We start from the raw sequence: 21656 nt of genomic DNA on the forward strand, positions 1-21656 counted from the left end.
ATCCCCCTAGCCGATCCGGCCAATTTCATTTGCGGCTTTTTCCATCGTTCGGTCATAAGCTTGAAGCACTTTTTGATTCGCTTCAAACGCACGGTATGCCGTCAGCATCTCCGTCATCGTCTGTTCTGTGTTAACATTCGAGCGTTCAACAAAACCTTGCTCCAGGTTGTACGTGATGGCCGGATTTCCGATTGCGCTAACGGCTTCTCCATTTCCATTTAGCCTGAAAAGTCCTGATCCTTCTTTTACGAGATTGTTAGGGTTCACCACATACGCAACATCAATCTGTCCCGTGACCCTGCCGTTATCGATGACTTGTCCGTTTTTGTTTACCGTAAAATTGTCACTAGAAACCGTGATGCGTTCTCCATTCGTCCCAAGAACATAATGACCTTCAGGCGTAACGAGACTCCCAGATGCATCCACTGAGAAATGACCGTTTCGTGTAAAACGCTCCTGTCCCTCTACATTCAGTCTGAAAAAAAGTCCTCCCGGAAGTCCTGTTTCAGGATCAGCAGGCACCTGCCCTTGCAAAAGAGCAACATCTGTCTTGATGCCTGTCTCGCGAAGATCTCCCTGCATGAAGTTCGGTGTCGTCTCCTGAACATAAACTCCCGTTGATAGCATGCCGACAGGGTGGTTATTCGGCATTTTATTTCCGTTGAGGTCAGTCTGCCCCATATGCTGAAGAAGCATCGTTGGGAACGTGCGCAGACTAGCATTGTCTGCTTTATATCCAGGTGTATTGGCATTGGCCATATTATTCGTTAGTATTTCTTGTTTGCGCTGCTGTGCCAGCATGCCGGCTGCAGCATTATAAAAGCCTCTTAACACGGAGTATTCCTCCTGCATTTGTAATCTGGATACAAAATGTCTTATCGTTCCTATCGACAAATTTTTATATTTCTTTATAAGATTCTGCGAAAATTGACCGATTCTTTTCTAAAAATAAGTCATTTGGACTATAATTCGGATAGGGATCTGAACAAAAAAAATGCCACCCAGCCCGGGCGGCACTTTCTTTTATTTAAAACACTTTTCTTTTCGCAATTTTATCCATGTGTTCAAGCATTAAGCCTGTTCCGTTGGCTACGGCTTTCATCGGCTCTTCTGCAACAAGCACCGGAACCTTCAATTCTTCTGCAAACAGCTGGTCGATTCCGTGCAATAAAGCACCACCGCCTGTCAACATGATACCGCGGTCGATGATATCAGCTGATAATTCTGGTGGAGTTTTCTCAAGCACGCTTTTCGCTGCTTGAACGATTACCATCACCGGCTCCATCAATGCTCTTTGAATTTCTTTTGAGTGAACCGTAATCGTACGCGGCAATCCGGATACCATGTCACGTCCGCGGATCTCAAGCTCTTCATCACGCGCCCCAGGGTAGACCGTTGCTACGTTCAGCTTGATGTTTTCTGCTGTGCGTTCACCGATCAACAGCTTATACTCTTTCTTGATATACTGGAGAATTTCTGTGTCGAACTTGTCCCCCGCCATTTTAATAGAAGAGGAGGTGACAATATCCCCCATGCTCAAGACAGCAACGTCAGTTGTGCCACCACCGATGTCAACAACCATGTTGCCGCTTGGCTGGAAGATATCCATCCCCGCCCCAATTGCAGCCACTTTCGGCTCTTCTTCAAGAAAAATATGCTTAGCGCCGCATTTTTGTGCAGCTTCTCTAATGGCTTTTTGCTCGACAGAAGTAATGTTCGTCGGTGTACAGATTAAGATTCTTGGCTTTGCAAACACGCCCTTCACTTTTATTTTATTAATAAAGTGTTTCAGCATTTGCTCGGTTACTTCAAAGTCAGCAATGACGCCGTCTTTTAACGGACGTATTGCTACGATGTTACCTGGTGTACGGCCTACCATGCGGCGGGCTTCTTCTCCAACAGCGAGTGCCTTTCCGGTATTCGTGTCGATCGCAACGACGGATGGTTCGTCAAGCACAATCCCTTTCCCTTTTACATAGATCAGTACATTAGCGGTACCCAGGTCAATTCCAACGTCCCTTGAAAACATGTTATATCCTCCCTGTTAACATCCATACAATATAATGACATTTTAAGTAAAAATTCGAAGTTCTATCCAATTTACCATTATATCATATATTTGTCGAACAAGGGGAAATATTGTCAAAAATAATTATTGGACGTCAGACCTATACGGCACATAATGTTCTTGGTGTCATGATATCTAATGATTTTCTTAATGATTATTGAACGACTTCTTCTGTGCCTTTCTTATATTTTACGCGCGTCGCTTCCCCACCCCGCAAGTGGCGGATGGACTTGTGGTATTCGAGGATTTCTTTTACATTGTTTGCAAGATCCGGATTGATTTCAGGCAGTCGCTCGGTAAGGTCTTTATGCACCGTGCTTTTGGAAACCCCGAATTCTTTTGCGATCATGCGGACTGTTTTTCTTGTCTCCACGATATACCGTCCTATCTTGATGGTTCGCTCTTTGATGTAATCGTGCACACCACTCGCCTCCCTAATATGGATGTGAGAGATGCGATAGAGACTTCTATGAACAAGCTACGTGACAAGTTCCGTTGTCAACTTCGGCTTATAAGTGTTGCTTCTATTCCCCATTTTCCACCGCAGCCATAGTACGATTTCTCACCGCTCACCCTCAATTTTGAATTATTGTAGGTTTTGTAACATCTTATTAACCAAGTTTTCGTTATATGCCTAAATCTCAACTGGGACAAGGGGAAATGTCCATTTTTGTGAAAAAACCTGCATAAATAGGTGGAAAATTCATGGGTGGAAGGATGATTGGATGAGGAGGTTGTATGTTATTTTACTTTTTACGGTACGTGTTCTTTTTTCTGTTACACGTTCGCTCAAGAATCTTGAGTTACGCTCAGAATTTCCGATCTTCGCTCAAAATCTTCCCGCTACGCTCAAAACCACTGCACGACCGCTCAAAATTTCGTTCCTACGCTCAGAACCGATTCATAGGGTCCATTTTGCCCGGCAAAATGTTCATTATTTCTTTTTCAAAAATGAAAAAGCTGCCTCGATCGCTCGAGACAGCTCCTTTGGTTGAAAAAATTAGTCGTTTGCACCTGAATCATCTGCTGAAGTTTCATCTGATTCTGCTGGAGCATCAGTATCTTCTGCAGATTGAGATGATGATTCTTGTTCACGGTTAGCGTCTTTTCCGTCTTTACCGCCTTTTGAGTCTTTCGTGCCTTTTGTGTCTTTGCCGCCTTTATCGTCGGCTTTTGGTGCTGCTGGTTTCTTTTCTTCAGCAGGCTTTTGCTCTTCTGCTTTTTTCTGCTCTTCCGCAGCTTTCTTCTCTTCTGCTTTCTTCATCTCTTTACGAGAGTCTTCAACAGCTGAAGCAAGTTGTGCTACAGATTGATCCCAAGCCATTACTGGGTCAACGGCTTCTCCATCTTTACGGACTTCGAAGTGTGCGTGAATTTTTGCATCTTTATCATATGCGTTTTCACCAGCTTGTCCAAGGACTGCTCCTTGTTTCACTTGGTCTCCTTGCTTAACTGATACAGAAGCTAGTGATGAGTAGTGTGTAACAACACCTTTGTCATGTTCAACTTCTACAACCCAGCCAAGTGCAGGGTCTTTTGCAACTTTTACAACATTACCACTTAGTGCAGCTGTTACATCAAACGCTTTATTATCTTCTGTTGCTAGATCGATACCACGATTTTGATAGTAGATATTGTTATAGAATACGAGTGCTGCTTCTTGTTCTTGCGCTGTAGCATCAGGACTAAAGAAATCTTTTACTACTTCAATAGCTTCAGGGTCAGCAACTGGCATTTGGAATACTTCTTTTGTAAGTGACACTGGTACTGCTGTTCCATCCTCTTTTAATGCGCTTTCTGGAGTACTATTATTCTCCGTATTTTTCGCATCGTTTTGATACCATAGAACAGAAGCTAAAATGACGGCTGCAAAACTAAGATACACTGCAGGATAAACCCAACGTTTTTTCATAGCATTCTTACCTTTCATCGGTACTGTTTTTTTGTTTTGTTTTTCTTCTTCTTTCATTTTTCATCACCTCAGCAACAAGTTTGAACAGAATTCTGAAAATATATACTTTAGTGAGAAAATTTTTTGAAAGTTTCTTTCGACAACCGAAAAAACCGCATCATGCCTTATCGCATAATGCGGTTCTCAATATAGAAGGGGTCTGTCCCGGGACAGACCCCTTACAATTCTCACACAATTCAATTCAGAGCCAAACCCTTGTCTGCGATCGGCTTGTAATCTGTTATTTCGATCCCCTTATAATAGTAGTTTACGATTTCCTTATAGGACTTGCCTTCCTCTGCCATTCCATTTGCGCCATACTGGCTCAGACCGACTCCATGACCGTAGCCTTTTGTTGTGACCGTGATCTGTTTGCCCTTTTTCTCCATTTGAAAATCAGTGGAGCGTAGACCTAGCTTTTCTCGTATCTCTTTACCGGTGAACTCTTTTTTGCCAATCGCAAACTTGCCGACCCGTTTTCCGCTCGTTGTCTCGAGGACCTTCCCGACCTCGCCGTCCTTTCTGATCGAAACACCGAGCTTCTCTTCAACGGTTCTAACTTGCAGCTGAACCTTCTGTACATATTTTGGTGATTTTTTATCCCACGGGCTCTCTACACTTCGTAAGTATGGATATTTATTTTTCCAATAGTCTTCTGAATTCACAGTATAACCGTTACTAGTAGAGAAGAAGCTTGCTTGGATGGGCTCTCCTTCATAGGTTAAAATTTGTCCCTTCGTCTCTTTGACGGCTTTTACGATCTTTGCGAGCTTTTTATCAAATTCGTCTCCCCACAATACTTCAAGTTCATCTTTTCCTTTATAAACCTGATGCTGGATGGTGTCTGTGACGATCGCTTCTTCTGGCAAACTATTATCTTTTCCGGGGTTAAGCACCGCTTTTACAATAAACGTTCTTGCCGTTAAGGCTTGTGCTTTTAGTGCTTCGAGCTCAAACTCTGCCGGCATTTCAGAAGCAACTACTCCTGCCACATACTCTTCTAACGGAATGTTCTCTACCTTTTCCTTTTCCGAGCGAAATACAGGGACGACGATGTCCGAGTGCGGTATTTCCAAAGCTAGCATTCTCTCAGATGGCCTTGCCTGATTCTGTTCTTTCCATTCAGGGGGCTCCGACGAAAATGGTAGCACGAGTATAGCAGGAAGCAGGACGATTACGGCAACAAAAATAGCTAGAATCCAGATCAGCGGCTTAATTTTAACATTCACGTTCCATGCCCTCCTATTTTGTTTTCTACCATACAACTTATACAAAAGGATAGGCATTTAGAACATGAAAACTAGTAATTTTACATTAGAAATGTGCTCGTTTAGTCAGATTTACAAGTTTTGATTGAAGAAACTCTTCTGTTACAAGCTTCCCGCTGCATAGAGTATAAAAAGATTCAACGAAAGGGTGAGCGTTATGGACAACTTTCAGCCTCCCGTTCTCGTCAGGACACATGTGTATTCCCCTGGTCAGGTGAGAATCTATTACCCGCAGATCGAAGGCCGGATCAACCCTCGCATCCAGCATCAAGTCAATCAGCAGATCATACACATCAACCAAGAGCTTCAGCAGATGCAAAACCCTGAAGCCCGTCTAAGCATGTATGGGGAGTTCGCTGTCAAAACGAATGAAAAGAACATCTTAAGCATCGGATTCCTCAATTACGGCTACACCCCAATGGCCGCACACGGAATGACATATATCAAATCACAGACATGGGATCTCACGACAGGGCGGACCTATACGTTAAAAGAACTCTTCAAACCAGGCAGCGACTACGTACAGGTATTGAATCGAATCATAAAAGAACAGATCAAACAACAGCAGATCGTAACGCTGGAACCATTCAAGAGCATTAGCCCGAATCAGGATTATTATATCGCCGATAAAGCGCTCGTGATCTACTTTCAGCTATATGACCTAACAGCTTATGCTTACGGCTTTCCGATGTTTGTCATCTCTCTATTCGATCTCCAAAACATAATGGATGAAAACGGCCCGCTTGGAAGACTGGCGGTAAATAGCCTATAACATTTAAGAGTAGGTAGAGACGAAAAACTAAAGGGTGTGATGAAAATAATAGGTGAAATACTCATGTATGTGGTTACACCTCTGGTCTCGGGCATCGTTATTTCGTTAGTAATACTTTGGAAGACAAAAGAAATAATAAGAGATAATGATTTGGTCCTTTTTGGGATTAGATTATGCTTCCCGCTTCAAAATGGAATTATTATAAAGGAAGAACCTTAAAAGACTGAAAAGAATGAAAAAAGCCAGCCACATCGGCCGGCTTCTTCATTTTATAACAGCTATTTCATTTTTCTGCCTTTAAAAAAGTTCAATAGGAAGACGATCACAGCGATGACGAGAAGAATATGAATGACTCCGCCTGCGACGTCGAAAAGAAAACCTAGCAGCCATAAAACTAATAAAATTGCAGCTATTGTCCAAAGCATGAGTTCGACATCCTTTCAAATTGTATTATTGCAACTAGTTATAGATTTCCCGAAGCATCTTTTTTATAAACACTTTTACAAAAAAATGAAAGGATGCTTTCATAAAGCTATTCGCATATACAAGGTTGCTACTTGGTAGTGGGTGATTTCCGTTCCAGGTCCTCGCTTTCCATGGGGCGTGCGGTGAGCCTCCTGCCGCTATGCGTCATTAGGAGTCTCCACCTGACCGCTCTTCCCATAGGACAAGGAAGGCTCCGGCAGCAATGCATCGCACGAAGAAAATGTGATTTTCATTTTCGAGGAGTCTCGGACCCTTCTCTTCATGGAAGATAAAAATCCTAAGCATACAACTCTAAGAAAGTAGCGTTGTGCCAGTAAAACCAAAACAAAAAAACCCTCTAAACGAGGGTCTTTTTTATAAAATATTAAGCTAAATTACTTTTTAATGATTGCTCTTTTGCAGGTGTTGTTTCTACACCTTCGTTTACACGTTCGATGTCAGCACCTAATGCAGCTAATTTTTCAGTGAAATTTACATAGCCACGGTCAATGTGCTTCAGTTCCGTTACACGTGTGTAACCTTCTGCAACAAGCCCAGCAAGTACTAAAGCGGCACCTGCACGAAGGTCTGTTGAAGCTACCTCTGCACCTTGAAGATTTACAGGTCCGTTGATTACAGAAGAACGGCCTTCAATTTTAATATCCCCATTCATACGGCGGAATTCTTCCACGTGCATGAAGCGGTTTTCAAATACAGTTTCCGTAATAACACTCGTTCCGTTTGCACGAAGCAATAGTGCCATCATTTGAGACTGAAGATCCGTCGGGAAACCAGGGTGTGGCATGGTTTTAATGTCGACCGGTTTTAATTCACGAGGTCCGCGAACGCGAAGTCCGTTACCTTCTTCCTGAATATGAACACCCATCTCTTCCATTTTTGCGATTAAAGGACGTAAGTGTTCAGCGATCGCATTTTCAATTAAAACGTCACCTTCTGTAATGGCAGCAGCTACCATGTACGTACCAGCTTCGATACGATCTGGTACTACCGTATGCTCTGCTCCCGTTAGTTCTTCTACTCCGACGATGCGGATTGTGCCAGTACCTGCACCGATGACAGTAGCTCCCATCGCATTCAGGTAGTTTGCTAAACAAACGATTTCTGGTTCTTTTGCCGCATTCTCAATAATAGTTGTTCCTTCAGCAAGTGTTGCTGCCATCATGATGTTCTCAGTAGCACCTACACTTGGGAAGTCTAGATAGATTTTAGCGCCATGTAAACGGCCGTCAACTTTTGCTTCGATAAAGCCGTTACCGATCTTAACTGTAGCACCCATCGCTTCAAATCCTTTAAGATGCTGATCGATCGGACGTGATCCGATTGCGCATCCTCCAGGAAGGGCAATGCGAGAAAGTCCAACACGAGCAAGCAACGGTCCCATAACTAGGAATGATGCTCTCATTTTACGGACATACTCAAATGGTGCTTCCGTTTTTAATTCACCTGTAGCGTCAACATGGATCTGACCATTTTCAAAAGCTACATCAATATTTAAATAGCGTAATACTTCATTAATCGTATAAACATCAGCAAGAGTGGGCACTTCATTTATTGTACTCGTGCCTCTACTGGCTAAAATGGATGCTGCGATGACAGGAAGTACGGCATTCTTAGCTCCTTCAACACGTACAGAGCCCTCTAACCGCCTACCACCACGGACAATGATTTTTTCCAACGATATTCCCCTCCGCGTCCAATTTGTATATTAATATTCAGACGTAATTATTGGTGTTCCAATTGTGACAGTGGTTTTACTGCCCAATCCTTCAGATCTTAATGCCACCTGAAGATTCATTTTATTTTGATGACCGGTATAAATCGCTTGTTCCCACTGTTCAGTATATGCAGACAGTGACACAAACGTCTCTTCCTTTAATTCCTCTACTGGAACGCCAGAAAAAGCCTGTACCAATTCATTTGCTTGTGAATACAAATCAACCACCATTTTATCACCGTATGTACCAGTAACACAAGAGAAAATTTTGGGATTTCCTCCAACAGACTCTCTAATACGGCTATCTAACAAGCGCTGAATTTCTTTCCAATTTTGATTTGTATTTACAGGTCCTTCAACCGCATAAATAAAATACGATGAAAGTTGTTCTTTTTGGGGGTATGTGATGATAGTCACCTTCTCGGTCAGACCGAGTTCTTTATGATGAAACTTCCCGATCATTTTGTAATGACCTGACTCATCTTCACTTGCCGCCCAGCGAAATTCCGGATAATCACGCTTCAGCTCTTCTGCTTGTTTATACCCTAGTCCTTTTGATATAAAACCTAATTCTCCATTAAAATAAATAGTCCATTTGTCAGGCTTTACACCTTTTTCTTTTAAAACATCTATTATATGTGCGACTTCATTTGTTTGAACGTCTTTTGCGTATCCATTGGAAACCATCATAATAAGCAAAATTGCTGTAATCGTCATTGTCCATTTTTTCATCCCCAGCACATCCTCTCTATTCCTCATTCTTGCCAAAGAGAGAAAGGATATCCGTGGAACTTGTAGTCATTTTCCGACAAACTTTAGTTAGAAAAAAGGATACGGATTCAGCCAAATAATTGGCTTAGATTGGTGGAATACTGTAAATACTTTAAAAAGAAATCACTGGCTAGACTGGCGAGGCTGATAACCATTAGAATATAAAGGATTCGCGCCTGCATAACCTTTCCTTTTTTGATCCATTTGTCAAAATGGATCGCTTGCATGGCCCACCAGGCAATGACTAGAAACATTAAATGTACGATAATATGTAATAAAGCCTGTTGTCCTACTGGAATCATAAATGAATTACCCCCCTATTACACATTTCGACAACCTTAAGCATAATTCTTTATCCTTATTCAGAAAAGATACTTTTTCCCTACTTCTGCTTTATGAAAGCCCTTACTTTTAAAGTGTTCAAAAATTTGTAACCTTTTTCATTTAATAGGAGCCTCCTTTTATTTAGACGATTTAAAACGGGTAAAGTTACGGGAGTTTCGGCTTATTTTTGGTGGATTTTTGGGCTGTTCTTTTCATGAGAGACATGTGAAGAGATATCCGTACCGGACGCACAGACTCATCTATAATGGAGTCGCTCCTAATCATAATCCCTGACTTAAATTAAAAAATCCCACGTTAATGAGATTTTTTCCTCGCTTAATCTGGTTAATCCCACGTTAAATGAAAAATAACCACGAGTCGACAAATCTTCTTGTTAACCCACTTATCCTACTCACCAAATAAAAAGCTCGCTAAGGTCAGCTAAATGACCTCAGCGAGCAAATGATCAATGATCATGGGTATGTGTATCAACCGCTTCGATATTCATAAAGAACTCATTAATATCAAAGTTACCGTAAAAGAAATCCAGTGCGAGGTCTGGCATGATACCGAGTAGAATCGTAGAAACCGCACAAAAGGCAAGAACCGCAGCCATGCCTCGGGGTACAGAAACCCTCGTCCTTTCACTATCCCGGAAGAACATGACCGCGATCACATTAAAGTAGTACACATAAGAGACGAGCGTTGTTGCCATCATGACGGCTGCGAGCCAATAATGAGCAGGCTCGAGTCCGAGTGCTCCCATAAAGATTCCGAACTTCCCTACGAATCCAGCGGTGATTGGGATCCCAGCAAGTGATAAAAGGAAAAACGTCATCGGTACAGCAAGCCAGGGTGATCGTTTGAACAGTCCTCTGAAAATGCTGATGTCGTTTGATTTCTCTTGAACAGATAACACTTGAATAATCGTAAAAGCCCCTATGTTCATGAACAGATAGGCCAGTAAGTAGAACCAGATCAGTTCAAATAAGAGTGACGAGTTCGAAACAAAGGGAACAAGGATGTAACCTGCCTGTGCGATGGAAGAGTAGGCAAACATCCGCTTAATATTTCGTTGGCGGAGCGCCGTCACGTTCCCGATTATCATTGTGGCGGCAGCCAGGGCCATCACATACGGCTGTACTTCTAATAGCAGTGATTCACTGTCAATTCCGGGCGCTGCAATGAACGTGATGATGATAAAACGCAGCAAGATCACGAATCCTGCAGTCTTTGATACGACGCTTAAAAAAGCAGTGACCGGAACCGGTGCTCCTTCATACACGTCTGGTGCCCACATGTGAAGAGGAGCTGCTGCAATTTTAAACGTAAGTCCGGCAAACGTGATCAGAAACGCGAACATCAACAGAAAGCTGTGCTTTAGTAATTCTGGGTCCTGCATCGTCTGCGCGATCAAAAACAAGTTGGTTTCACCTGTTAAACCGAATACATAGCTCATTCCAAACAACGTGATCGCAGTTGCAATACCACCAGAAACAACATATTTAAACGCGGATTCGTTGCTTCGTTTATTCTGTCTCTCCAGCCCCGCCATAATATAAGAAGAAAGTGAGAGGAGTTCAAGACCGACGAACAACGTGATCAAGTCTGCGCTCGACGCCATCATCATGGCCCCTAATAGAGCAGCCAGTAGCAAATAATAAAATTCTCCGCGGTTCTCTTCTACATCTTCCTTTTTATCGTTCGATGCTAGAACTAAGACCAGCAAAGTTCCAAGTAAAAGTAAGATCTTAAATGCTTTCGAAAAGGAATCCAGTCTATACGTATCAAATAATATGGACGTTACTTCTGTATCCAGCTGCATGAAGATCGCCGCAAGTGCACCGATCACCCCTGCTCCGGCAAGCCATGCTAGTGGTGTTCGGCTGGACTCTTTTTTCATAAAAAGGTCGATCACAGAAAGTAATGTTGCTACACCAAGTATGATGAATTCAGGAGCCATGACGCTCCATTTAAAGGATAATAACGTATCTAGATCCATCGTTTAGCCCCCTAACCCTAGCAGAATGGCATCTAATGTTGGACGGAGCATATCATTTAACCACGCTGGATAGATCCCGATAAAAAGAATCGCTGCAAGGAGCACGAACGCCGGAACCCGCTCAGACGAAGATAAGTCCCGTGACTCTGGCATCTCTTTTTCAGCTCCAAACGTGATCGAAAGCACGGCTCTCAGTACATAGACCGCTGTTAAGATCAGGCCAAGCGTCCCTACAGCTGCTAACACCGGCATTTTTTCAAACAATCCTAAAAACGCCATGAACTCGCTGATGAAACCAGACATTCCCGGAAGGCCGAGTGATGCGAGACCACCGGCTAAAAACACACCGGCCAGAATCGGCATCCTTTTTGCCACCCCGCCAAACGCACTCAACTCTGAACTTCCCGATCGTTCATATAAAGCCCCGATTAAGAAAAACAGGAGTGCGGAGATCAGTCCGTGAGAGACCACTTGGAAAACCGCACCTGTCATACCCGAAGTGTTACCGGCAGCAAGGCCGATCAAAACGATTCCCATATGCGAAACAGAAGAATAGGCGAGAACGCGCTTCACATCGGTCTGGGTTAATGCTAAAAACGCCCCGTAAAGCAGGTTGATCACACCGAAAAGGCCGATCACAAAAGCGAGTGATTTGAATTGATCAGGAAACATGCCTGCCCCAAACACGATGACGCCATATGCTCCAATCTTCAACAGAATGCCGGAGTGAATCATTACGATCGCCGGCGGTGCCTGAACGTGCACACGAACCATCCAGGAGTGCAGCGGAAATACCGGCAGCTTTACGGCAAACGCGACAAGCAGTGCAATTAGCATTCCCATCTTAAAGCCCTTTGTGATAAAAAGCTGATTTAATTCTGCTTGCGGCAGAGAAAATGTGTAAGCGAGCTCTTGAAAGTTCATCGTTCCCGTTTTCATGAAAAGGGCAACGAACACAATCAGGAGAATCGCTGAACCAACACCGTTATAAATTAAAAAGCTGTAAGCCGCTTTCTCTCTTTCTAAGTAACCCCAGCGTCCGATTAAGAAAAACATCGGGATGAGTGTGATTTCAAAGAAAATAAAGAATAGGAACAGATTTTGAGCAGCAAACACGCCGAGCATTCCCATCTCCAACAGAAAGAACAAAATGAAATAGCTTTTCCAGTTCTGTTTGATGGAGAATGAAGCGATGGCTGCGAGCACGGAAACGACGGCAGTCAAGAGGATTAGCACCATCGACAGTCCGTTAACACCTATCTCATAAAAGATCGGATAGCTGACTTGACCTTTTGATTGGAAAACTTCATAAGAAATCCAGCTGAATTTTTCGGTCAGCTGCAGCTCATCCCCTCCCATTTTGAAAGCTGAGAGGACGACAAGTGCGATGCCTAACGGAAAAAGGGTTCCCAAAACTCCAAGCCATTTTATCGATTTTTCGTCTGAAGATGGGACGAACATGAGTACCAGTACGCCTAACAAAGGGGAAAAGATCAAGATAGAAAGAAGCCATGCGTTCATGAGAAATACCCCCCTGTCAATGCCACGATCAGCAATAGAATGACGATTCCAAAGATAGCTGCTGTTCCATACGACTGCACTTGGCCGTTCTGCACACGGGACCCGACTCTGCCAAGTCTTTGAACACCAGTCGTTACAGCTGTAACAAGTCCATCTACAATATACCGGTCAAAGAGAACACCAAGCTTGCTTAATCCTCTCGTTCCTTTCACAACGGTTTGGTCATAGCCTTCATCGATGTACCACTTGTTGTAGATAACATCCGAGAGGCTAGGGAGTGACCGGGTAATCCAGTCTCGAGAAAGCGTTCCTCTTTGATAGATCAGATAAGCAAGAGCGATTCCTAGTGCAGCAGCGAGTGTCGCGACGAGCGGGATCCAAGCTGGACCATGGTGATCGCCGTGCGGCAGCTCAACCGCTCCTTGAGCCAAGTAATCGGATAAAAACGTTCCAAACCAGGTCGTGTTCAAGTAACCCGCAACAACGGCTAACACGCCAAGCACGATCATCGGAAAAGTCATCACACCCGGCGATTCGTGAACACCTTTTTCTGTTTCTCCGCGTGCCTCCCCTGTAAACACAATGAAAAATAAGCGGAACATATAGAACGCCGTCATGAAGGCCGCGATTACAGCCAGCCAGAACAATCCGTACTTGCCGTCTGCATAGGTGCTTGCTAATATTTCATCTTTTGAGAAGAATCCAGATAACAGTGGAACACCTGAGATCGCTAATGCCCCGATCAAGAAAAGCGGTCCTGTGATCCGGAGCTTTTTCCAAAGTCCGCCCATCTCTTCGATGTTTTGTGTATGTACGGCATGAATGACACTTCCAGCCGCTAAGAACAACAATGCTTTAAAGAAAGCATGTGTGGTTAAGTGAAAAATTCCTGCCACATAACCTGACGCACCTAGTGCCAGCATCATGTATCCTAACTGGCTGACGGTAGAATACGCCAATACGCGTTTAATGTCTTTTTGCATAAGTCCGATCGAAGCTGCGAAGATCGCCGTCAATCCTCCGACAACTGCCACAACGGTCAATGCTGCTTCTGATGCTTGGAAGAGCGGATACATCGCCGCCACTAAGTACACCCCTGCAGCGACCATCGTTGCAGCATGGATGAGTGCCGAAACGGGTGTCGGACCTTCCATCGCATCTGGAAGCCATGTGTGAAGCGGCAGCTGACCTGATTTCCCGACCGCACCTACAAAGATACAAAGTGCCGTGAGTGTCAGCATTCCTGACGAGAGGTCACCATTTTTTACAGAAGCAAAAATTTCATCATATTCGAAACTGCCAACCTGCCAAAATAGCAACACCATTCCGATAAAAAGACCCACATCCCCGATCCTTGTCATGACGAAGGCTTTTTTCGCAGCGGCTTTTGCTTCCGGCTTGAAATAATAGAATCCGATTAATAGAAACGAACCAAGTCCTACAAGCTCCCAAAACATATACAGCTGTAATAGGTTAGGAGACAGGACCAGGCCGAGCATCGCGAATGAAAATAACCCTAAATAGGCGAAGAATACCGGGAACCGGTCATCGCCATGCATGTACCCTTTTGAATAGAGGTGTACTAAAAAACTGACGAGTGAAACGATAACGAGCATGAGCGCATTAAGAGGATTCACCTCAAAGCCCATCGTGATCGCCCGCTCTCCCATCTGAAACCATGTTCCTTCCGTCTTTATCCCCTCGCCTTGCCAGACAGCTAAAAAGACACCAATTGACATGACGAGCGAAATTCCTGTTAAAAGCACACCAATCCAAGCCGTGCTTTCACTTTTGGATTTTCTGAAAAGCAATAATAAAATGAAGGATAAAAGCGGGAACAACGGTATAAGCCAACTCATCTGCAACATAATGGTCCATCTCCTCTCTTATCGCTTCATCGTATCCATTTCATCCACATTTACCGTTTTACGGTTGCGGTACAGTGCGATCAGAATCGCTAGCCCGACTGCCGCTTCTGCAGCGGCTACCGTAATGGTGAACAATGAGAAAATCTGTCCAGTAAGCCCTGGATTAAGCGAGTATTTCGCAAAAGCTACTAAATTAATATTGACGGCATTCAGCATCAATTCGATAGAAATGAGCACGATGACCGCGTTTCGCTTTGTTAGTGCACCAAACAGTCCGATGCAGAACAGGATCAAGGCAAGCATCAAGTAAGCTGGTAAAGGTACAGCGCTCATTTTTTTGCCTCCTTCTCATCATCGTCACGTTTTGCCAAGATGATGGAGCCGATCAGTGCTACTAAGAGCAGTACCGATGTTAGTTCAAACGGGATAACATAGTGAGAATAGAGTTCGACCCCGATCTTTTTTGTATTCTCCACGTGAAGTTCCACGTTCTGCTGCCCGAAGTTTAAATCTTTGATCTTCCCGTACATGATCAGAAAGAAAAGACCGATCGTAAGGCCTGTCAAGATTATTTTCAGCCTTGGCGCTTTCTTTTCTTTCTCCTGATGCCTCGTCAGCATGATTCCGAACAGCATGATGATCGTGATGGCTCCGGAGTAGATCAGCACTTGAACCACCGCAACGAATTCAGCAGATAAGGTAATGTAAATCCCTGCAATCGCAATAAACGTAAAAATAAGAGCGACAACCATGTGTACGACATTAGTCAGGTTGATCAGAAGAACACCGCCGGTAATCGCTGTCAGCGCTAGCAGGAAAAAAGCTATCATTTCACCGGTCATGCTTTGTTCTCCTTTCTGATGTTCTCATCGTTCTCGTCCAGCCATTCCAAGTTCTTAAACAGATCGTCCCGGCTGTATTCGGCGAGTTCAAACTGATTTGTCATCACGATCGCTTCCGTCGGACATACTTCTGTACACAGGTCGCATAGAATGCATATTTCGAAGTTGATATCGTACGTATCAATGATTTTTCCTTTTTTCCCTGGGTCCGGGTGTGGCTTGCCTGTTAATCGGATGCAGTCTGTCGGGCAGATCTGTGCGCATTGGTTACACACGATGCATTTTTCCGGATAAAACTTTTGGATACCGCGGAAACGGTCAGGCATTTGGATCGGCACGTCTGGATAACTTGTCGTCACGTTTTGCTTCGTCAAGTTCTTAACGGTGTAGCTTAAACCTTTCACAAGACCTTTCATCCTGAGATCACGCTCCTTATGCTTTGGTCTTTCTATTGAGTGAGCTTATTTGGTTGTAAGTCTAGTGGCGTTTGGTGGCGCTTTGGCTTTGCTGTTTTTGAAAGGGTTGATCTCCGCTCCAGGTTGCTCGCTTTCCGGGGGCGGGCGGATGAGCCCCCTCGTCGCATTGCGACAATGATAGGTCTCACCTGTCCCACTGATGTAAGCCCCTTGCTCCTGCGTCTACAAGCAAATGCTACCGAGGCAGGCTTCCTTATCGCATGCCTTGCAAGGAGCTTCTCATGTAGTTGGCACACACCTTGCGCTCCTATCAACGAGGAGTCTTTTTCAAAACTAGATAGAAAGTAAGTTTGCTAGCTTCCAAACAACTAAGCAACCCCTCAAGTCTTTTATAAAAAGAGTTCTTTTACTGCTGCACTTACGAAGATGTTTAGGAGTGCGAGCGGTAGAAGGACTTTCCATGCAAAGCCCATCAGCTGATCAGCACGGAGACGAGGAAGTGTTCCGCGAATCCAGATCATGACAAATACGACTAAACTAAATTTCAAGCCAAACCATAGCATGCCTGGGATGAAATCTAAGAACGGCAGCGGCATCCATCCGCCGAGGAACAAGACGGTTGTGAGAGACGCCATGGCAAATAGGTATACGTACTCTGTCAGCATGAAGAATGCCCAGCGGAAGCCGGAGTATTCGACGTGGTAACCGGCAACGAGCTCTGATTCTGCTTCTGGCAGATCGAACGGTGTACGGTTCAGCTCGGCGATCGAGGAGATCAAGAAGACGATAAACCCGATCGGTGTCAGAAAGATGTAAGCGACCGATTCCTGTCCTCTTACGATGTCGTTCAAGTTCAGACTGCCGGTAAAAAGGATAACGCCGATCACTGAGATGACAAGTGGAATCTCATACGAAATCATCTGTGCTGCGGCACGCATTCCCCCGAGCAGTGAATATTTATTGTTCGATGCCCATCCACCCATAAGGATACCGATCGTCGAAATGCCTGAGACGGCTACATAATAGAGCAGGCCGACACCAAGATCTGCGAACTGCATGTTTTCTGAAAACGGAATTGTCGCGAGCACCATGAACGCCGGTGCGAATGCGATGACCGGAGCCAGTATAAATAATGGTCGGTCAGCCAGCTTTGGAATGGTATCTTCTTTAATTAAAAGTTTAAATACGTCAGCGACCGTTTGCAGGAGGCCAAATCTTCCCCCAACGCGGTTCGGTCCTGTACGCATCTGCATAAATCCAAGTACTTTACGCTCCGCTAAGATCGCGTATGTTACGAAGCCGAGTACCGTGACGAGCAAGGCTGCACCGAGTGCGAAGAAGATGGCCACATGCGTCCAGCCCGGCTGTGCGTATAACAGATCCTCCATCATCAGCCATCAACCTCCCCGAGGACAATGTCGATACCGCCTAAAATGGTAATCAAGTTGGAAATGTTCTCGCCGACTAGAAGCTTAGGCAAGATCTGCAGGTTATAAAAAGACGGCCTGCGGAACTTTAAGCGATAAGGCTCTTTTTTGCCTTCGGACGCAATGTAACAGCCGATCTCTCCGCGCGGCGACTCGATTCTGACGAATGCTTCCCCTTTTGGCGGTTTGATGATTCGTGGCACTTTTGCCATCACTGGACCTTCCTCTGGGAACTGTTCAACAGCTTGTTCTAAAATCTTTAGTGACTCTTCGATTTCCTGCATGCGGCACTGATAACGCGCCCATGCATCGCCTGTATGAAACACCGGCACATCAAAATCAAAGCGATCATAGATCGAATAGGGTTCATCCTTTCGAAGATCCCAATTCGTGCCGGTGCATCTGAGGTTAGCACCGCTTAACGAGTAATCGAGTGCTTCTTCCTTCGAGTAATAGCCGATCCCTTTTACACGGTTTAAAAAGATTTCATTTCCTGAAACAAGGTCATGATAGCCTGCAAGCTCTTCCCTCATATATGGAACAAAGTTACGGACTTTCTCAACCCAGCCTTCTGGCGCATCCCACTTCACACCGCCAACACGCATATAGTTAAACGTTAGGCGTGCGCCGCAAATCTCATTCAGCAGGTTGATGATCGCTTCTCTTTCACGGAAAGCATATAAAAACGGACTCATCGCACCAATATCAAGTAAATAGGTACCGAACCAAACGAGGTGGCTCGCGATTCTTCCGAGCTCCATCACGATTACCCTAAGGTACTCGGCACGCTCAGGTATCTCAAGACTCATCATCGTTTCAACGGCATGGCAGATCACGTAGTTGTTCGTCATCGCCGCCAAGTAATCCATGCGGTCAGTGTACGGGATGATCTGTGTATATTGTAGATTTTCAGCAAGTTTTTCAGTACCGCGGTGCAGGTAGCCGATCACTGGTTTCGCTTCGATGATCGTTTCACCATCGATCTTCAGTACGATCCGAAAAACGCCGTGTGTACTCGGATGCTGAGGTCCAACGTTGAGGAGCATCTCTTCTGTTCTGATCATTCTCTACACCTCCACGTCATGGGGTTCGTAATCTTTTCTTAGCGGATAGCCCACCCAATCATCCGGAAGCATGATACGTGTTAAGTTTGGATGACCCTCGAATTGGATCCCTAAAAGGTCATACGCTTCACGCTCTGGCCAGTTTGCACCTGCCCATAACGGGGTAATAGATTGGGTAATGGCACGGTCTCTGTCTATTTTTACTTTTAGTGCGACAGATCGGCGGTATTCATACGAATATAAGTGGTTATACACTTCAAAATGGGTTTCAAAGTCTGTCCCATGCAACTCGGACAGATAATCAAAACGAAGCTGATCGTTGTGTTTTAGAAACTCAGCTACTTTATAATAACTATCCGGTTTGGCGACTAACGTCGGCACGTCTTTTGAGAGTCTGTTGATATAAGCATCTTCTAAAACATCTTCTCCTAAGTGCTCTTTGATGACTTTTATGTAGGTATCGAGGATCGGTTGATTTGGAGATGGTCTTTCTTCTTCTACGGGTTTTGCTGCATCCCCTTTAGCGTTGGCTGCGGCACGCGCTTTTGCAGCTGCGGCGGCCTTTGCCTTGGCTGCTGCGATGGCTTTTGCTTTTTCATCGTCACCAGCTGGTGCTTCTCCGCCCGCTTCTCTTGCTGCTTTTGCCTTCGCGGCTGCGGCTGCTTTCGCCTTGGCTGCTGCGGCGGCCTTGGCTTTTGCTGCTGCTTTTGCTTTTTCATCGTCGCCAGTTGGCGCTTCTCCGCCCGCTTCTCTTGCTGCTTTTGCCTTCGCGGCTGCGGCTGCTTTCGCTTTAGCTGCTGCAGCGGCCTTGGCTTTTGCTGCTGCTTTTGCTTTTTCATCATCTGTTGGCTTAGCAGAATCGGTTGAAGCTTGGTCTTTTTCAGCCTGGCGCTGTTTTGCAAGTTCGAGCGCCTTTGCTTTCGCTTCAGCGGCAGCTTTTTTCTTCAGCTCTTCTTTTGTTAATTCAGGTTTAGGCCCGGATTCTGGTGTTTCCGCTGCTTTTGCTTTTTCATCCTGACGCTGTTTTGCAAGTTCGAGCGCCTTTGCCTTCGCTTCTGCAGCCGCCTTCTTTTTCAACTCTTCCTTAGTTAATTCCGGCTCAGGAGCAGTTTCTTTTGTTTCCGCGTCTTTCGCATTTTCAGCCTGACGCTGTTTCGCAAGCTCGAGCGCCTTTGCTTTCGCTTCAGCGGCAGCTTTCTTTTTTTGTTCTTCTATCGATAAGCCCTCATTTGGGTTTTGCTCATTTTTGTCGGTCATTCGCTCATCACCTTCTTGCCGGTCTTCGCTTCATAACGGATTTTTTCTTGAAGCTTATTGATGCCGTAAATCAGCGCTGCTGGATTTGGCGGGCAGCCTGGTATGTACACGTCTACTGGGACGATCTGATCGACGCCTTTTACAACAGCATAAGATTTGATATAAGGACCGCCTGCGGTTGCACATGAACCCATCGCGATCACCCATTTCGGCTCAGGCATCTGTTCATACAATCTTTTTAAAACGGGGGCCATTTTTTTCGTAACGGTTCCGGATACGATCATCACATCGGATTGACGCGGGGATGTCCGAAATATACTTCCGAATCGATCCAAGTCATAATGCGATGAACCTGTTCCCATCATCTCGATCGCACAGCATGCGAGTCCGAATGTCAGCGGCCAGAGCGAGTTGCTCCGAGCCCAAGCTTTTACTTGTTCAAGCGTTACCATAAAAACGTTGCGTTCCAGCTCTGAACGTTCTTCAGCCGTAAGTTCCCATTTTATGTCCATTTAAGCACCTTCTTTTTCCAAGCGTATACGAGACCTAACGTTAAAAGAACAACAAATATCCCCATTTCAATCAGGGCAAAAAAACCGAGTTCTTCATAAGCGACTGCCCATGGATATAAGAAAACCGTTTCAACATCAAAAATGACAAACATCAGTGCAAACAAATAATAGCGGACATTGTACTGAACCCAACTTTGATGAAAAGGTTCAATTCCGCTTTCGTAGGTGGTGTATTTTTCTTCAGACGGTTTATAAGGACGCAGAATTCGGCCCGCGGTCAGAGCGACAACCGGCAACAGGATCCCTAAAAAAAGAAATACAGCCACAATGAGGTAATTGTTCTGATATAAGTTGTAAAAATCCATTCTGACTACCCCCATAAAAACTCAGAATTTTTCAAATTGTGTAACCGCTTTAATTATAACAAATTCCAATTTTTGTGTCGATGATGCCTTTACCACTTACCTATGAACTATAAAAAGGTTGTATTCTTATTTTTCTATAGAAATGTTCATAATCCTGTAAATATTTACATGTGAATCTAAGGAAGTTAGGAGTATGATAGGGATGTAAAGGGAGGTTGATAGAAAATGAACTTATGGTGGATGGCTTATATCTTAATCGTTATCATTTCCATAGCAGGATTAGTAGGAACAATTCTGATCTCCAGAACACAGGATGAAAAATACGGAAGCTCTACAAAACAGAACCTCATTCGCTTAACATCCATTTACGCGGTATTGATCCTCGTTTCGTTAGTGGCGCTCGCACTGTACGTCTTTTTGTAAAAATGCCAAACAAAGAGGATGTAATCTCGATAATGAAAAAAGAGATCGAACTGCTTTGGGCTAGTGAAAAGTATACTGTGATGGCTAAAGGCTACAACTTCTATAAAGATATTCAGGGCAATATGAGAGAAGCACAATCTGAGGAAGATTATATAGAGATCAGAGACCTGATAGCAGAATATAAATTGAAGCTTTATGATAAAAAAGCACTTATTAATACATCGGAACATATTTGGGGTTATTTTAAAAAAGAAGCAGAAGAAGCTGAAAAAAAACACTTCTTTTCTTTGCTGGATGAGTTGAAGCGAGTTGAGGACGAGCAGTTCGACGAGATCCCTTACGAAATTCAGCTGTACTTGCACTTTTTGCTTCAAAAATACCCCTCTGACTATTTAAAACGATCTACTTTTATAAAATAGGGAGGGTGCGGTCCAACTTTTGCGGGCTGCATCCTTATTTTTTTGCAAAATAGGGGCGGTTTCGGACACCGAAACCATTTCAGTTATATACCTAAGGAGGTATTTTTATCAAGAATCCCACGTTATTTCGAAAAATCCCACGTTATATGAATTTTTTCCTGCGTTAAATGAAATAATCCCACGTTA

The 21656-nt window shown here is 44.4% G+C and carries 23 protein-coding genes; 3 read left to right on the plus strand and 20 right to left on the minus strand.

Annotation, left to right across the window (positions count from 1 at the left end):
- Positions 1–6: 6 nt before the first annotated feature.
- The 5 genes from M3206_RS08040 to spoIID form a co-directional block, all read right to left on the minus strand.
- Entirely contained in the window at positions 7–834 is an 828-nt protein-coding gene (locus M3206_RS08040; protein ID WP_251312003.1) for a flagellar hook-basal body protein, read from the minus strand.
- Positions 835–1027: 193 nt separating this feature from the next.
- Positions 1028–2029: a rod shape-determining protein gene (locus M3206_RS08045; protein WP_251312004.1), complete on the minus strand. Its 1002-nt coding sequence runs from the start codon at positions 2027–2029 to the stop codon at positions 1028–1030.
- A gap of 193 nt (positions 2030–2222) precedes the next feature.
- Positions 2223–2489, minus strand: a complete 267-nt coding sequence (spoIIID, locus tag M3206_RS08050) for a sporulation transcriptional regulator SpoIIID (protein ID WP_007203593.1) — start codon at positions 2487–2489, stop codon at positions 2223–2225.
- Between the two features lie 579 nt (positions 2490–3068).
- A complete protein-coding gene (locus M3206_RS08055) occupies positions 3069–4037 on the minus strand; it encodes a M23 family metallopeptidase (protein ID WP_251312005.1) in 969 nt (322 codons plus the stop codon).
- A 179-nt stretch (positions 4038–4216) separates the two neighbouring features.
- Positions 4217–5248: a stage II sporulation protein D gene (gene spoIID / locus M3206_RS08060; protein WP_251312006.1), complete on the minus strand. Its 1032-nt coding sequence runs from the start codon at positions 5246–5248 to the stop codon at positions 4217–4219.
- Positions 5249–5444: 196 nt separating this feature from the next.
- Here spoIID and M3206_RS08065 point away from each other — a divergent pair, with 196 nt between their 5' ends.
- On the plus strand, positions 5445–6059 hold the full coding sequence (locus M3206_RS08065; protein WP_251312007.1) for a DUF3298 and DUF4163 domain-containing protein: 615 nt from the start codon (positions 5445–5447) through the stop codon (positions 6057–6059).
- A 278-nt stretch (positions 6060–6337) separates the two neighbouring features.
- On the opposite strand, the gene M3206_RS08070 is transcribed toward M3206_RS08065, so the two are convergent.
- From M3206_RS08070 to M3206_RS08140, 15 genes are all read right to left on the minus strand, one after another.
- On the minus strand, positions 6338–6484 hold the full coding sequence (locus tag M3206_RS08070; protein WP_251312008.1) for a lmo0937 family membrane protein: 147 nt from the start codon (positions 6482–6484) through the stop codon (positions 6338–6340).
- A 425-nt stretch (positions 6485–6909) separates the two neighbouring features.
- The gene (gene murA / locus M3206_RS08075; protein WP_251312009.1) at positions 6910–8220 is read right to left on the minus strand and encodes a UDP-N-acetylglucosamine 1-carboxyvinyltransferase; all 1311 of its coding nucleotides are present in this window, start codon (positions 8218–8220) and stop codon (positions 6910–6912) included.
- Between the two features lie 30 nt (positions 8221–8250).
- A complete protein-coding gene (locus tag M3206_RS08080; protein ID WP_251312010.1) occupies positions 8251–8991 on the minus strand; it encodes a YwmB family TATA-box binding protein in 741 nt (246 codons plus the stop codon).
- 107 nt (positions 8992–9098) lie between these two features.
- Positions 9099–9332: a DUF1146 family protein gene (locus M3206_RS08085; RefSeq protein WP_251312011.1), complete on the minus strand. Its 234-nt coding sequence runs from the start codon at positions 9330–9332 to the stop codon at positions 9099–9101.
- A 488-nt stretch (positions 9333–9820) separates the two neighbouring features.
- Complete coding sequence (nuoN, locus tag M3206_RS08090) at positions 9821–11356, minus strand: NADH-quinone oxidoreductase subunit NuoN (protein WP_251312012.1); 1536 nt, start codon at positions 11354–11356, stop codon at positions 9821–9823.
- A 3-nt stretch (positions 11357–11359) separates the two neighbouring features.
- On the minus strand, positions 11360–12877 hold the full coding sequence (locus tag M3206_RS08095; RefSeq protein WP_251312013.1) for a complex I subunit 4 family protein: 1518 nt from the start codon (positions 12875–12877) through the stop codon (positions 11360–11362).
- Positions 12874–14745, minus strand: coding sequence for an NADH-quinone oxidoreductase subunit L (gene nuoL / locus M3206_RS08100; protein ID WP_251312014.1), 1872 nt, complete (start codon positions 14743–14745; stop codon positions 12874–12876). Before nuoL ends, M3206_RS08095 begins: the two co-directional genes overlap by 4 nt.
- An 18-nt stretch (positions 14746–14763) precedes the next feature.
- Positions 14764–15078 carry an NADH-quinone oxidoreductase subunit NuoK gene (gene nuoK / locus M3206_RS08105; protein ID WP_251312015.1) on the minus strand — a complete coding sequence of 105 codons (315 nt, stop codon included), beginning with the start codon at positions 15076–15078 and terminating at the stop codon, positions 14764–14766.
- On the minus strand, positions 15075–15587 hold the full coding sequence (locus M3206_RS08110; RefSeq protein ID WP_251312016.1) for an NADH-quinone oxidoreductase subunit J: 513 nt from the start codon (positions 15585–15587) through the stop codon (positions 15075–15077). The genes nuoK and M3206_RS08110 overlap by 4 nt, the downstream gene beginning before the upstream one ends.
- A complete protein-coding gene (nuoI, locus tag M3206_RS08115) occupies positions 15584–16003 on the minus strand; it encodes an NADH-quinone oxidoreductase subunit NuoI (RefSeq protein ID WP_251312017.1) in 420 nt (139 codons plus the stop codon). Before nuoI ends, M3206_RS08110 begins: the two co-directional genes overlap by 4 nt.
- A 389-nt stretch (positions 16004–16392) precedes the next feature.
- A complete protein-coding gene (gene nuoH, locus M3206_RS08120; protein WP_251312018.1) occupies positions 16393–17394 on the minus strand; it encodes an NADH-quinone oxidoreductase subunit NuoH in 1002 nt (333 codons plus the stop codon).
- The gene (locus tag M3206_RS08125) at positions 17394–18494 is read right to left on the minus strand and encodes an NADH-quinone oxidoreductase subunit D (RefSeq protein ID WP_251312019.1); all 1101 of its coding nucleotides are present in this window, start codon (positions 18492–18494) and stop codon (positions 17394–17396) included. The genes nuoH and M3206_RS08125 overlap by 1 nt, the downstream gene beginning before the upstream one ends.
- A 3-nt stretch (positions 18495–18497) precedes the next feature.
- Positions 18498–19751: an NADH-quinone oxidoreductase subunit C gene (locus M3206_RS08130; protein ID WP_251312020.1), complete on the minus strand. Its 1254-nt coding sequence runs from the start codon at positions 19749–19751 to the stop codon at positions 18498–18500.
- On the minus strand, positions 19748–20263 hold the full coding sequence (locus tag M3206_RS08135) for a NuoB/complex I 20 kDa subunit family protein (RefSeq protein ID WP_066293864.1): 516 nt from the start codon (positions 20261–20263) through the stop codon (positions 19748–19750). Before M3206_RS08135 ends, M3206_RS08130 begins: the two co-directional genes overlap by 4 nt.
- Positions 20254–20628, minus strand: coding sequence for an NADH-quinone oxidoreductase subunit A (locus tag M3206_RS08140; protein WP_251312021.1), 375 nt, complete (start codon positions 20626–20628; stop codon positions 20254–20256). Before M3206_RS08140 ends, M3206_RS08135 begins: the two co-directional genes overlap by 10 nt.
- Positions 20629–20853: 225 nt before the next feature.
- Between M3206_RS08140 and M3206_RS08145 the strand changes: the two genes are divergently transcribed.
- The gene (locus M3206_RS08145) at positions 20854–21051 is read left to right on the plus strand and encodes a hypothetical protein (protein ID WP_251312022.1); all 198 of its coding nucleotides are present in this window, start codon (positions 20854–20856) and stop codon (positions 21049–21051) included.
- A gap of 32 nt (positions 21052–21083) precedes the next feature.
- Positions 21084–21470, plus strand: coding sequence for a DUF1722 domain-containing protein (locus tag M3206_RS08150; RefSeq protein WP_251312023.1), 387 nt, complete (start codon positions 21084–21086; stop codon positions 21468–21470).
- Positions 21471–21656 lie beyond the last annotated feature (186 nt).

The sequence above is a fragment of the Fictibacillus phosphorivorans genome, from assembly GCF_023715845.1.
In the GTDB taxonomy this organism is placed as follows: Bacteria; Bacillota; Bacilli; order Bacillales; family Fictibacillaceae; genus Fictibacillus; species Fictibacillus phosphorivorans_D.